The 12,853-nt window shown below is 41.6% G+C and carries 12 protein-coding genes; 6 read left to right on the forward strand and 6 right to left on the reverse strand.

What is annotated here, in order from left to right:
* Positions 1-7: 7 nt before the first annotated feature.
* Together N1I80_RS04900 and N1I80_RS04905 are read right to left on the reverse strand one after the other, a co-directional pair.
* On the reverse strand, positions 8-1,417 hold the full coding sequence (locus N1I80_RS04900; RefSeq protein ID WP_340736814.1) for a SulP family inorganic anion transporter: 1,410 nt from the start codon (positions 1,415-1,417) through the stop codon (positions 8-10).
* A gap of 65 nt (positions 1,418-1,482) precedes the next feature.
* Positions 1,483-2,706: a mechanosensitive ion channel family protein gene (locus tag N1I80_RS04905; RefSeq protein WP_340736815.1), complete on the reverse strand. Its 1,224-nt coding sequence runs from the start codon at positions 2,704-2,706 to the stop codon at positions 1,483-1,485.
* A gap of 170 nt (positions 2,707-2,876) precedes the next feature.
* Here N1I80_RS04905 and N1I80_RS04910 point away from each other — a divergent pair, with 170 nt between their 5' ends.
* Positions 2,877-3,086 (forward strand): hypothetical protein, encoded by a 210-nt coding sequence (locus N1I80_RS04910; protein ID WP_340736816.1) that lies wholly within the window; start codon positions 2,877-2,879, stop codon positions 3,084-3,086.
* A 188-nt stretch (positions 3,087-3,274) separates the two neighbouring features.
* Here the strand turns inward: N1I80_RS04910 and tnpC are convergent, their stop codons facing one another.
* Positions 3,275-4,090, reverse strand: a complete 816-nt coding sequence (gene tnpC, locus N1I80_RS04915) for an IS66 family transposase (RefSeq protein WP_445683629.1) — start codon at positions 4,088-4,090, stop codon at positions 3,275-3,277.
* A 178-nt stretch (positions 4,091-4,268) separates the two neighbouring features.
* On the reverse strand, positions 4,269-4,745 hold the full coding sequence (locus N1I80_RS04920) for a DUF6444 domain-containing protein (RefSeq protein ID WP_340736405.1): 477 nt from the start codon (positions 4,743-4,745) through the stop codon (positions 4,269-4,271).
* A gap of 595 nt (positions 4,746-5,340) precedes the next feature.
* Here N1I80_RS04920 and N1I80_RS04925 point away from each other — a divergent pair.
* The 4 genes from N1I80_RS04925 to N1I80_RS04940 all read left to right on the forward strand — a co-directional run bounded on the left by N1I80_RS04925 (position 5,341) and on the right by N1I80_RS04940 (position 9,451).
* Positions 5,341-6,375 carry an iron-siderophore ABC transporter substrate-binding protein gene (locus N1I80_RS04925; protein WP_340736817.1) on the forward strand — a complete coding sequence of 345 codons (1,035 nt, stop codon included), beginning with the start codon at positions 5,341-5,343 and terminating at the stop codon, positions 6,373-6,375.
* 5 nt (positions 6,376-6,380) lie between these two features.
* Positions 6,381-7,430 (forward strand): FecCD family ABC transporter permease, encoded by a 1,050-nt coding sequence (locus N1I80_RS04930; protein ID WP_340736818.1) that lies wholly within the window; start codon positions 6,381-6,383, stop codon positions 7,428-7,430.
* A gap of 48 nt (positions 7,431-7,478) precedes the next feature.
* Positions 7,479-8,525, forward strand: coding sequence for a FecCD family ABC transporter permease (locus N1I80_RS04935; protein ID WP_340736819.1), 1,047 nt, complete (start codon positions 7,479-7,481; stop codon positions 8,523-8,525).
* 89 nt (positions 8,526-8,614) lie between these two features.
* Positions 8,615-9,451, forward strand: coding sequence for an ABC transporter ATP-binding protein (locus N1I80_RS04940; RefSeq protein WP_340736820.1), 837 nt, complete (start codon positions 8,615-8,617; stop codon positions 9,449-9,451).
* Between the two features lie 220 nt (positions 9,452-9,671).
* Here the strand turns inward: N1I80_RS04940 and N1I80_RS04945 are convergent, their stop codons facing one another.
* Complete coding sequence (locus tag N1I80_RS04945) at positions 9,672-10,334, reverse strand: hypothetical protein (RefSeq protein WP_340736821.1); 663 nt, start codon at positions 10,332-10,334, stop codon at positions 9,672-9,674.
* A gap of 219 nt (positions 10,335-10,553) precedes the next feature.
* Between N1I80_RS04945 and N1I80_RS04950 the strand changes: the two genes are divergently transcribed.
* Positions 10,554-11,363 (forward strand): MBL fold metallo-hydrolase, encoded by an 810-nt coding sequence (locus N1I80_RS04950; protein WP_340736822.1) that lies wholly within the window; start codon positions 10,554-10,556, stop codon positions 11,361-11,363.
* A 293-nt stretch (positions 11,364-11,656) separates the two neighbouring features.
* Here the strand turns inward: N1I80_RS04950 and N1I80_RS04955 are convergent, their stop codons facing one another.
* Positions 11,657-12,850, reverse strand: coding sequence for a chromate transporter (locus N1I80_RS04955; protein ID WP_340736823.1), 1,194 nt, complete (start codon positions 12,848-12,850; stop codon positions 11,657-11,659).
* Between the last annotated feature and the right edge of the window lie 3 nt (positions 12,851-12,853).

Raw genomic sequence — 12,853 nt, forward strand, 5'->3', positions numbered from 1 at the left:
GCCTCCCTTATGTTAATCGTTTGTACAATTGTTCACTTGAAGAATTTAATCCTTGAATCTGTACCTTCACACCTTTTTGCTCAAGCTTCTGTTTCACTTTATAGATTGCAGCGACCGCCGATTCATCCCACAGCTGACTATTTTCAAAATTAATGACGATTTCATCTTCTGAAACGGTATCGAATGACTGAATAAACTTTGTAGTAGATGCGAAAAATAAAGGGCCATTTACCTTATATTCATCCTTATCATATGTGACTGTCACACGAGAAATTTTTGCGACAAAAAATAGTGCACTTAATATAACGCCCATCACAACACCAATCGCTAAATTATGTGTATATAAAATAATCGCAACGGTCATGAGCATAACAAGTGATTCCGATTTAGGCGCTTGTTTCAGAAACTTGAACGAACCCCAATTAAATGTTGTAAAACTAACCATAATCATAACCCCAACAAGAACAGGCATGGGAACTTTGATAACAACATCACCTAAAACGATAATTAAAAACATGAGAAATACACCAGCGGTAAAAGTCGATAAGCGTCCTCGTCCACCTGACTTAATATTGATGATCGATTGACCAATTAAAGCGCAGCCTGCCATTCCGCCGAAAAAACCAGTGATAAAGTTGGCGATACCTTGTCCACGTGCTTCTTTATTTTTATTACTCGGCGTATCCGTCATATCATCCAATACTTGGGATGTAAGTAAGGATTCCAATAAACCGACAATCGATAAAGCTAAAGAATAAGGTAAAATAATTTTTAACGTTTCAAAGTTAAGCGGGATATCTGGAAGGAAAAAAATCGGTAATGAATTTGGCATCGTCCCCAGATCGCCTATCGTTTGTAACTTCACACCACTGATGAGCGCAATACTTGTCATCACGACAATTGCAATCAGAGGTGCAGGAATAGCTGTGAAAAATCGCGGAATTGCGTACACTAAAATCAATGTAATAATTGCAAACACATAGGTCATACTAGTTGACCCCAGTAAATAAGGCATTTGTGTAATAAAAATCATAATTCCGAGTGCATTCACAAATCCAAGCATGACGGAGTTAGGGATGAAGCGCATTAAATTCGCAACACCAAGCCCACCAAGGATTAATTGAATAATTCCTGTTAAAATTGTGGCTGCCAGTACATATTGCAGGCCGTGATTCGCCATTAAGCTGACGAGCACTAAAGCCATTGCACCTGTCGCAGCGGAAATTAAACCAGGTCGGCCACCTACAAACGAAGTAATGACGGCAATCGTAAATGAAGCATACAATGCGACACGTGGATCGACACCTACAATAAATGCAAAAGCCAATGCTTCAGGAATGAGTGCTAGTCCTACAACAATACCTGCTAAAATATCGGCACGTATATTCCCGAACCATTGTTGTTTTAAAATATACATAATGCTCTCCTTTCATAGTGTCTAAAATCACTAAAAAACTATGCAAAATAATATCAGCTGTCTATTTATAAAACTTTGAAGTCACTGCCTGCTGGACTTTGGAAAATGCGAAGCTCGAATTGTTCCGCGATGGCAAACAGATGATCGAATATATCTGCTTGAACCGTCTCATAAACAGACCATTGAATCGTATTAGTAAAGGCGTAAATTTCAATCGGTAGTCCATGCTCGCCAGGGGCTAGCTGTCGAACCATTAATGTCATTTCCTGATGAATCCCAGGATGACGTTGGATATATTGAGTAATGTATGCCCGAAAGACACCTATATTGGTCAATGCTCTTCCATTAACAATATTACTGCGATCAATGTCATTTTCGCGATTATACGCTTCAACTTCATGTTCTCGTTCAACAATATAATCCACCAAAATATCAATTTCTTTAAAGTGCTCAATCATCTCGTTTGTACAAAATTTAATACTAGACATATCAATATGCAATGCACGTTTAATGCGCCTTCCGCCGGATTCCTGCATTCCGCGCCAGTTAATGAAGGAATCTGAGATAAGTGTATAACTTGGAATCATTGTAACGGTCCGATCGAAGTTCTGTACCATGACTGTATTCAAAGAAATATCAATTACATCCCCATTCGCACCGTATTTCGGCATTTCAATCCAATCACCAACTCGTACCATATCGGTGGCAGATAATTGAACGCCTGCGACGAGTCCCAGTATCGAATCTTTGAAAACTAACATGAACACTGCTGACAGAGCCCCAATTCCACTCAGGAGGATAAGGGGACTTTCACCCATTAAATTCGCAAGGAGCAATATAGTGCCGATGATGATGACAATGATTTTAATAACTTGTATATAGCCTTTGATAGGTTTCGTTTTTGATATTTCATACGTTTGATAAATAGCATTCAATACGCTTAACAAACGATTAATGACACTAAATGCCACAATCATAATATAAGTCATAGCCAACGTTTCAATAAAGTTTCGATAGGTCGGAAAAGTAGAGGCAAAGGAATAAATAATAATTGCAGGCACGAAATGAGATAATTGCCGGAATACTTTTCGCTCCAGTAAAATATGTCCCCAGGTCAATTGATATTTTCGAATAATATGAGTAATAAATCGGATAATCACTTGTTTCGTAATGAAATTTGCGATGATGCAAATAAGTATAATGAGTGTGATTAAGATGACAAATGAAAAAAGATCCACCCATTCTGCATCTACTCCATATTTTAAAAGTCGAGCTCGTATAATCTTCATGTATGTCCCTCCATGTTTTTTTAGTATACTACAGACCGATTATTTTTGTGGTGCCATTCACTCCCTTCAAAATTTGGACGCAATTACGCCTCGGCGTAATTCATATCAAAAATATTTTTTTCCGCACTCTTATGGTATGTTTCAGAATAAGGGAAGGGGGGATGACAGACATGCTGCTAAAGAAATCATCAAATTCTGGGGAGAAAAACGGCGTTTCCTATTTGAATGTCTACAGTTATGTGGTGGAGGATGTCGTGATAGATACGGGTTCGCAATCATTACATACACATTTGGGGCCCATTATAGATGCAGCAGATTTTGAACAAGTGATGATTACACATTTCCATGAGGACCATACGGGGCTGTGCAGCTTATATTGAAAAAACGTAACTACTTAGGTATCTATGTTGATATAAAAAATTCTATCAACAACGTTTGGCGCTAGGGGATGCCTCCCGCGATAAGCCTAATAGAAGACCACTATTAGTCTTATCGCTTCGGCCACCACTGTTAGGCGCCTTCGCTGGAGATTCGCTGGTATCATTTGTTCAACCCACATAGATTCATTCTATTTGAAGGAGAATTCTCCACGTGTGACGGAGAGGAGTGAGGAAAGGATATCACGACCTTGTTTGCGAAGCGTGGAAATAAATCCGTGGATTTTGGCAAATTGTTTAGCCACTTCAAGTGTGCGGAAATGGCCTGATACTTTCTGTTTCACTTTCATCATTCGGATGTCCCGTTCTGCTTGACTGTTATCAAAAGGCACACGTGCATCTCGAACAAACCGCAATATAGCGGTTTTATGGAGTAGGAAGCGTGTAGCTAGATTAGCGGCTTTACTCTTTTTCTTTCGACCCCGTTTGAGTGGGGCATCCACTACGGGATCAGTGACCCATTCTTTTGCACCACGCTCGAGAATTCTGATGTAGCGCATTTCCCATTCAAGAGCGTCCGCTCCTTTTATCGGTATATCTTCGAGTCTCCATTTTTTCTTGTGGTGACAGGCTTCTTGTAAAAGTTCTTTCATATCTGCAGCCCATTGATGGCCATCATAATTGATGATACCTTGACACTCACGAAGAAGATGAGCACCACATAGGGCATGATCAAATGAATAGTCAGCCGTAAAATAGGAAGCCCAACAGTCGTGGACAAGAATCCCGTGGTACTTGGGTAAGACATCGTGATCCTTGATCGCTATTTTCCCTCGTTTTTCATGGACATGATAAAGTGTCCAGTCAGAACTGCTAACCGTATGTAACCAGTGCATTTTATCCTCAATGCGCATCCTTGTTTCGTCCGCATGGACGACGGCACTTTTCAATAGTTCTTCTCGTATGTATGCAGTATGGGGCTCAATTTTAGTAGAGATAGAGGACAAACGGTGCAGAAGGGTGGCTTAGCTAGGACGATAGCCGGTCATGTCGTGAAATAGTTGACTGATACGTTCAAGGGGAAGATGGTGGTATGTATGTAAATAGGCGCACGTGGCAATCCAATTGTCTCCATATTGGACAGGTGCTTTCACGTTTTCCGGGGAAGGTGCATGTTGTTGCGTGTCACAGTTCGGACAGCACTTTTTTTTCAATCCGGTGCTCTGTAACCACAACACGGGGAATCGGTAAATCGAATACTTGTCGACGGATATACCCTTCCGATGGTAAATCTGCAAGAGAAGTTTCACAGTGTAAGCAGACTTCGACCTTATGCCATTTGACTTCATCTGGCTGATCAATCGGTTTGAGAGTATAGCCGTCATGATCCTTTGGGGCGCCCATCTTACCTCCAGATTTCCGCAGACTTTTAGGCTTGCGTAAACCATCGCTAGATGGCGGTTTACTACTGTTAGTACTTGTTAACCCTACTTGTCGTTCTAGTTCTTTTACGCGTGTTACTAGTTTAACAATATGGGTTTTCTGTTGTTCAATTTGGACCTCCAACTTTTCAATATAAAGGAGAAGATTCATGATAAAAGATGCAATTTCAATGGGTTCTCCATGACTAATCTCTTCAATTTTTTTGGCTGTATATTTCATTGGAATTTTCTCCTTTCTCTATACAATGAACTTATGATTTTTATGTGATTTCCAGCTAAGGCATCCCCAAGAGCCGAGCGCTGTTGGTAAGAGTCACAATAGTAGAGTTAGTAAATAGATACCCATATTGAGAGTTATGAAACAATTTAGGTATCTGAGTAGTTACGAAAAAACAAAGAAATTACCGATTTAATTAAGTTGAACTTATGATTGTGACCTAATCACCAGTGAAGGCATCCCCTAGCGCCAAGCGGGTTTTTGTAGGATTCTTTAGTTCAACATATATAGATGAAAAAACGATTGATTATCGTGCACAGCGGGCGGATTCCCTTTGTATCGGCAGCTTTTTCTTTTTCAACTATACCAGCTAATATAGGCATCTTAGTTGTTCTATCGCATTCATCTTGCTGCATTATAAAGGTAGTGAGATTGATGTTGAAGAAAGTAACTAATCTAGAGCCAAGTCTTCGATCCGATAGAGTTATGAATGGCATAGTACGCATATTAGGTTGATTGACAATACTAAAAAAGCTAGTATAATCAACGATGATAATGATTATCATTATTGGCTGTGATATGAGGAGGAAAAGTAGAGATGAATAGAAGAATCAAACTATCTAAATTTTTTGGAATTGCAATTGCTTTAACAATCATTCTTGGATTAATTGGTTGTTCAGCAGATACACCGAAAGATACAAATGAAACAGATGCGTCAAAAGATATAAGTGAAGAGTCTGATGATACGACGACTAGTGATGCGGTTGTTACGATAGATACAAAGTTTGGGCAAGTGGAGATTGCAGAACAGCCTAAACGAATTGTTGCACTTGGTTGGGGAGATGCTGAGACTGCATTGAGTCTTGGAATTGAGCCAGTTGGTGCAAGCGACTGGCTTGCATTTGGTGGTGACGGTGTAGGACCTTGGTTAGAAGGAGCATATGAAACATCACCGACTATTATCGGAACAATGGAACTAGATTACGAGCAAATCGCAGCACTTGAGCCAGATCTTATTCTGGATGTGAAATCTTCAGGTGATGATGAACGCTACAAACGCCTATCAGACATTGCTACAACGGTTGGTGTTCCTGAAGGCGGCGACAGCTATTTGACTTCCTCAGAGGAGCAAGTTCGGATGATTGCAAAAGCACTTGGCAAAGTGGATGAGGGGGAAGCATTGCTGAAGGATGTAGATGCTGCATTTGAAAAAGCTGCCAATGAACACCCTGAATTTGCCGATAAAACAATTGTTGTCGGTGCTTATAGCTCTGCTGGTTTCGGTGCATATGTTGAGGGCGATGCACGTATCGATTTTGCTACTCGACTTGGATTTAAAACGAAGGATGAGATTGAAGCACTCGATAACTCGAATTTTTTTATTAGCGTTGCAGATGAACAACTCGAGCTTTTGGATTCGGACCTAACTGTTATTTTACCGATTTGGATTGACCCAAGTGAAATAACAAATAATGAATTATACAAAAAAATACCTTCCGTCGTGGATGGAAGATCGATTATCCTTGATGCTGATACATCTAATGCATTCTCAACGGGAACGATTCCTGCCCTGTTATGGACAATCGAAAACTTAACACCTCAGCTTAAAGAAATAGTAGAAAGTGGGAAGTGAACCAAGTGAAAGCCGTAAAGCAGCCGAAGGAGAATCATACAAAGACTATTACATCCATGCGGCTGCAACGGATTTTTGGTTTCATCGTAGTACTTTTGCTATTGGTACTAGTAGGCTTTTTAAGTCTAATGATAGGGGCCAAACCACTGCCATTTGAAGTTGTTTGGCAAGCGCTGTTTTCGCCGACGGATAGTTATGACCATGCAATCATACGAGAGGCACGTATACCTCGTACACTTATCGCACTTGCAGTCGGACCTGCATTTGGTATCGCAGGAGCGCTCATTCAGGCGTTGACGCGAAATCCATTAGCAGATCCTGGTATTCTTGGGGTCAATGCTGGTGCAGCCTTTGCTGTTGCACTGGGTATTAGCGTGTTTTCTGTCACAACGATGTCTGGCTATATCTGGTTTGCACTTGCTGGGGCATTAGCGGCAACAGTAGCTGTGTATGTCATTAGTGGAGGTGCTGGTAAAAAAGCACCAACGCCTGTACAAATTACGCTCGCTGGTGTTGCATTGGGAGCTGCATTGAGCGGTATAACCACTGCATTTACATTAATGAATAGCGAGGCATTCTCACGTATGTTGAACTGGAGTGTCGGTACATTAGCGAGGAGAAGCCTTGAAGATCTCGGGCCTGTCTTACCAATCCTCATTATTGGTGCACTATTAGCCTTCGTAATAGCCCCAGCATTAAATGCCATTGCATTTGGTGATGATCGGGCATCATCTTTAGGGGTGAACATAGGAACGATTCGTACGATAGGTCTGATTGCTATTAGCTTGTTGGCTGGCGGTGCAACTGCGATAGCTGGACCGATTGGCTTTATAGGGCTGATGGTGCCCCATTGTGTACGGTGGTTTGTAGGACCGGACCAGCCTTGGATTTTTCTTTATTCAATGGCAGCGGCTCCTCTGCTCCTCATCCTTTCCGATATTATTGGTAGGGTTGTCTTGTTTCCAGAGGAGGTTCCTGTTGGAATTATTACAGGATTGGTTGGTGCACCGATTCTCCTCATTCTTGTTCGGCGACGAAAAGCGAGTGGAATATGATGTATAACAAGTGTAGCTACACCTGTTTGAATGTAAGGAGCGAATGTTATGCGTCCCATTAACTTTGGTCGAAAATACGTGCGACTTAACGGACCTGTTAAATTGCGCATCAATGTTAGAAATATGATTGTTACAGCGATACTCTTTGGAGCAACGATTGTAGCTGGATTTTTTGCGCTAATGGTAGGGACAATGACATTCAGTCTTCAAGATGTTTATTCTGCTTTGACGGGGCAAGCGACAGGCATGACGAGAACTGTTGTGGTTGAATGGCGTTTGCCACGTGTATTGAGTGCTATTGTATTCGGAGCAGCATTAGCTGTCAGTGGAGCGATTTTTCAATCGTTAACGCGAAATCCATTGGGTTCCCCAGACATCATTGGTTTTACTTCAGGCTCCTATACGGGGGCACTTGTCGTTCTTTTGATTTCTGGTTCGACTTCCTTTATAGGTGTAGCAACCGGAGCTTTAGTTGGTGGATTTATAACGGCGGTTGTCATTTATATACTCGCGTTTCGTAATGGGACACAAGGTTTTCGCCTCATCATTGTCGGTATAGCTATTTCAGCTATTTTAGGAAGTGTTAACTCTATGCTACTTCTTCGGAGCAAAGCGGAGGTAGCCTTAACTGCAGCAGCCTGGGGAGTTGGGTCTTTAAATGGCATCGATTGGAGACATGCGTTCCCGGCAATTCTGTTAGTGCTTTGTTTTCTAATTGGCGCTGGGATTATGAACAGACCTTTACGAGAGATGGAGTTAGGTGGAGATGCGGCCAAGTCTCATGGTGTTCCACTTGAACGTACGCAACTCGTATTGATTTTAGTGGCGGTTGGTTTGACAGCGATACCAACAGCAGTAATGGGACCCGTCACTTTTGTTGCTTTAGCCGCTCCACAGATTGCTCAGCGTTTTACCAAGTCTGCGGAGAGCCTTGTACCGGCAGCGGCAATGGGTGCTTTTCTTTTGCTAGGCGCAGATATTTTCGCACAAAGAATTATTTCGGGTATGATTTTCCCCGTTGGTGTTATCACCTTATCCTTGGGCGGGATTTACCTAGTGTGGTTATTGTTTCACCAAGCACGTACGGCCTCTTAATGGAAAGATCGGCAAGGATTGGATAGGTCTTGTCGCGCACGAGTTTCATGTATGACGATAATCTGATTGAAAGAAGTTGAAATTGAACGATGACGATAACTGCAGAAAATGTCCAAAATCAGACGACCTTTCAATCAGATGCCCGACTTTGGACAGAAAACATTACAATTAAATATGATAGTCGGGTCATATCTGAAAATTTGTCAGTAAAAATTCCCGATGGATCATTCACGGTAATTGTTGGACCAAATGCGTGTGGGAAGTCAACACTCCTTCGTACACTTTCTAAGCTAATTAAGCCATCCGTCGGTCAAGTGCTGCTAGATGGGAAGAAAATCACTTCATTGAAGTCAAAGGAAGTGGCTCGCATACTGGGGCTGCTACCGCAATCTTCGACGGCTCCAGACGGTATTACAGTGGCGAACCTCGTTGCCCATGGACGCTATCCGTATCAGAGCCTTATTAAGCAATGGACAGCAGAGGATGAAACTGCGGTGTTATCTGCCATGCAGCTCACGAATACGACGGAGCTTTCGCATCGCTTTGTGGATGAACTGTCGGGCGGTCAAAGACAAAGGGTCTGGGTGGCGATGGTACTTGCCCAACAAACGCCGTTGCTCCTGCTAGATGAGCCTACAACCTATCTTGATATTGCCCATCAAATTGAGCTGATGGAATTATTTAAAGACCTCAATGAACAAGGGAATACATTTGTTGCCGTATTACATGATTTAAATCATGCGGCGAGATATGCCACACACATCATCGCTATGAAAGATGGTCAAGTCATTGCACAAGGAGATCCACGTGAGATTGTTACAGAACAACTAGTAGAAGAGGTCTTCGGCTTAAAGTGTATCGTAATAGAAGATCCTGTTGCTCATACACCGCTCGTTGTCCCATTGGGCAGAGATCGTTCAATCTAGTCATTTGCAAGGAATAGATTCGGTATGATATATGTTGAACGAATGCTCCTATCTAATCGCCCAGCGCTGTTAGTAGGGACATATAGAAGAGAAAATGCTTGACTCCAAAACATTTCGTTGTGGAATCAAGCATTTTTTTGCTATTACTATTGATTTTTATTATGAAGCTCATTAATAAAGAGTAGCAGGCTCTAATCACTTTAGAATCTGGGAGTCACCACTAATAGCCTTCAACAGCAGTTTTAAATCCGTTGAGTACGGCCTCCTTTTCTTTAAATTCATCTGGCCGTAAATAGGTGCGTTCAAATTGCATATAAGCTAGCATATCTTCAGCTAATTTTGTATAGGAAAAGCTTGGTTGTTTGAAAATATCAACATAATCCGGTTCTCCTTGACGGCGAATTTTCCAGCCTTCGCTACTATCACGATAAGCATTTGCGATTAACTTTTGTACACTAACGGCCATCATTAAGCTCATTTTCCCTTTTAATGATAAAGTACTTTCATAGTCTTTCAATGACTGCGGTGCATCCTCTGGGAATAATCCTTGTTTCAAGGGCGCTTGTTCTTTAGCTTGTTGCACCTCTTCAACAGCTGCTACTTGCTGAATACCTTCGTGAATGGTTTGCTTCCAGCCGTTTAAAGTACTTGTATATTGCTGATGGCTAATTAAATTACCATGTTTAAAAGCAGCAGCAGCTTTCGCTTCTACTTCCAGTATTTCATCAACTGATATTGTTCTCACATCGTACTGATCAACCCTTTTGATATTCATGCCCTGTTCAGTTGTAGCTGACAAAAATATTTCAAAACTCCCTCTATTTTGCTTTGGAGGGATAGCGCCACTATGGATTGCTTTAGTGCCTACCGATTCAATTTTCACATACAACACCCCTTTGAAATGCTAAAAATAATCTAACTATACTATCGACATATTATTACTTATATGAAGTGAAAGCTATTGTATTTTAGGGAATAAACCCTTGAATATGGTAACAGTGGGTGGTATTTGTGGTTGTATTATTCTGATTATTTATGTAGGACGATATACTTTACTACTATAATTATGGTATATTTTAGAACAAGGGGAGGGGATGAAATCGTGTTGTTAAAAAAATCATCAAACTTTGGGGAGAAAAATGATGTTTGTTATTTGAATGGGAAAGTAAAATTTCAAGGTGTCGCACTGAATGTATATAGCTATGTGGTAGATGGTGTGTTAATTGACACGGGGGCGCAGTCCTTGCGTAAGCATTTTGAAACCTTTATAGAGCAGGCAGATTTTGATCAAGTGATGATTACCCATTTCCATGAGGATCATACGGGATGCGCAGCTTACATTGAAAAAACAAAGAAATTACCGATTTATATAGATGAAAAAACAATTGACTATTGTGCGCAGCGAGCAGATTATCCTTTCTATCGGCAGCTTTTTTGGGGGAGAAGAAAGCCGTTTCATGCGCAAGTGATGCCTGAAACGTTTACTTCTAGAAATGCGACATGGGATGTCATTGATACACCTGGTCATGCTTATGATCATAAGGCGTTTTTGAATCGACAAACCGGGCAATTATTTACGGGAGATTTATATGTTAATGAAAAGACGAGGGTCATCTTGGAAGAGGAAAGTGTGCCTACCATTATCCAGTCGTTAGAGCGGGTGTTGACGTATGATTTTCATGAGGTGTTTTGCAATCACAAGGGGTTTGTAGAGGACGGGCGCATTGCGTTAGAGAGGAAATTAAACAATCTATTAGCACTTCAACAGGATGTCTTGACGTTACAACAACAGGGCAATCCAGCTACTGAAATTCGAAGTAAACTATTTCCCCGGAAATACCCCATTACAAGATTTTCGGGTGGAGAGTGGGATTCTATACATATCGTGACGTCTATCATGAAGGGGCTTTAGGAGCTGTCATTTCTATCAATCGCGCCTCGGCATGATTGTCGCCCAGATTTTGAATTGAGCTTGAGGCCAGCACGATGCTGGTCATGCAATCGTTGCTGCAGGACGCGGCGAACTTAGGTTGCCTTCCTTAACTCCCCTCAAAATCTGAGACATCCGCCGAAGGCTTAACTTAATTCAGCAAATGTATTTGTACTGAAAGCGAAGCGTCAGTTACAGGGGGGGTGGCCCCTACTGGATTTAGTGAAAAGTACCTGATTCTCAAAGGATACATTTTGAGAATCAGGTACTTTTCATTACAGTAAAGCTAACAAAGAACCTCCAATAGCCCCAGAGACCACGACAATCCAAGGTGGTAACTTCCAATAAGCGAGCATACTAAACAAAATAGCAGCTAAGGCGAAGTCAGCAGGTACTAAGATTGCGCTTGTCCAAATAGGAAAATAAAAGGCGGAGATGAGTATTCCAATCACTGCAGCATTGACGCCCATGATGGCACCTTTAATAGTTGGATTGCTTCGTAATTGATCCCAAAATGGGAGTGCTCCTAAAATGAGAAGGAAGGCAGGTAAAAATACTGCAAACGTTGCGACCAGTCCACCTTGCCAGCCTTTCATGACAGTTCCTAAATAAGCGGCGAATGTAAATAGTGGGCCAGGCACTGCTTGTGTAGCCCCATATCCCGCCAAAAATGCTTCCTCACTAATCCAGCCAGTTGGCACCAACTCCTGTTCCAATAAAGGCAACACAACATGCCCGCCACCAAATACTAAGGAGCCGGAGCGGTAAAAGCTATCGAACATTGCTACCCAATAGGAGCCAGTGATTTCTCTTATGACTGGTAATAAAAATAGTAAACCGAAAAATAACGCCAAACAAATTGCTGAAACGCTTTTAGAAATTGGAAATGAAGCACTCACTTCATTCATATCATCATGCTTTTTAAACAATAAAAATCCGACAAGGGCAGCCAGTAAAATGACAGCTACTTGGGTAAAAGCTGTTTGCCAAAGAAGGGTCCCAAGTAGGGCAAACAAGGCAATCGCTTTGCGCTTTACATCAGGCGCCAAACCTTTAGCCATGCCAATAATGGCATGTGCAACAATTGCTACGGCTACAATTTTTAAACCGTGCAGCCAGCCAGCATTACCTACATCAAATCCAGTAAGCAGTAAGGCAAAAAGAATAAGTGCGATGACGGAAGGTAGTGTAAAGCCGATAAAAGAAACGATTCCGCCTAGGACGCCAGCGCGCATAACACCTATTCCAATGCCAACTTGGCTACTAGCGGGACCCGGTAAAAATTGTGCTAACGCGACTAAATCTGCGTAACTTTTTTCATCCATCCATTTTCTTCTACGTATATACTCCTCATGGAAATAGCCTAAATGAGCGGTAGGTCCACCGAAAGATGTTAGGCCAAGTCGTGTTGAAACCACTAATATTTCTACTAGTAATTTGAATCGATTATCTGTGTTAGTTTCTTTCATCGT

The sequence above is a fragment of the Sporosarcina sp. FSL K6-3457 genome (assembly GCF_038007285.1).
GTDB lineage: Bacteria > Bacillota > Bacilli > Bacillales_A > Planococcaceae > Sporosarcina.

Excerpts from the sequence above, each read along its gene's own strand:
- N1I80_RS04935 (WP_340736819.1), top strand. The coding sequence starts at position 7,479 with ATGCGTCCCATTAACTTTGGTCGAAAATACGTGCGACTTAACGGACCT.
- N1I80_RS04925 (WP_340736817.1), top strand. The coding sequence starts at position 5,341 with ATGAATAGAAGAATCAAACTATCTAAATTTTTTGGAATTGCAATTGCT.
- N1I80_RS04955 (WP_340736823.1), bottom strand. The coding sequence starts at position 12,850 with ATGAAAGAAACTAACACAGATAATCGATTCAAATTACTAGTAGAAATA.
- N1I80_RS04910 (WP_340736816.1), top strand. The coding sequence starts at position 2,877 with ATGCTGCTAAAGAAATCATCAAATTCTGGGGAGAAAAACGGCGTTTCC.
- N1I80_RS04920 (WP_340736405.1), bottom strand. The coding sequence starts at position 4,745 with ATGAAATATACAGCCAAAAAAATTGAAGAGATTAGTCATGGAGAACCC.
- N1I80_RS04900 (WP_340736814.1), bottom strand. The coding sequence starts at position 1,417 with ATGTATATTTTAAAACAACAATGGTTCGGGAATATACGTGCCGATATT.
- N1I80_RS04905 (WP_340736815.1), bottom strand. The coding sequence starts at position 2,706 with ATGAAGATTATACGAGCTCGACTTTTAAAATATGGAGTAGATGCAGAA.
- N1I80_RS04940 (WP_340736820.1), top strand. The coding sequence starts at position 8,615 with ATGACGATAACTGCAGAAAATGTCCAAAATCAGACGACCTTTCAATCA.